The 350-nt window shown below is 64.6% G+C and carries 1 protein-coding gene; it reads left to right on the forward strand.

Annotation, left to right across the window (positions count from 1 at the left end):
* Positions 1–350 (forward strand): biotin/lipoyl-containing protein (locus HMPREF2807_RS01570; protein WP_304439947.1); only part of this gene is annotated, 350 nt, incomplete at both ends.

The raw sequence follows: 350 nt of genomic DNA on the forward strand, positions 1-350 counted from the left end.
GCTTCTGGTGATGCCACCGACGTGGAAATGCCGGAGCTTGGTGAGTCCGTCACCGAGGGCACCATCACCCAGTGGCTGAAGTCCGTCGGCGACACCGTCGAGGTCGACGAACCGTTGCTCGAGGTCTCCACCGACAAGGTCGACACCGAAATCCCGTCCCCGGTCGCCGGCACCCTCATTGAAATCCTCGCCGAGGAAGACGACACCGTCGACGTCGGCGCCGTCATCGCCCGCGTCGGCGACGGCTCCGCCGCAGCCTCCGAAAAGCCTGCCGCCAAGGCAGAGGAAAAGAAGGAAGAGCCCAAGGCCGAAGAGAAGAAGGAAGAGCCGAAGGCAGAGGACAAGCCGGC

The organism is Corynebacterium sp. HMSC074A09 (assembly GCF_001811545.1).
GTDB classification, from domain to species: Bacteria; Actinomycetota; Actinomycetes; order Mycobacteriales; family Mycobacteriaceae; genus Corynebacterium; species Corynebacterium hiratae.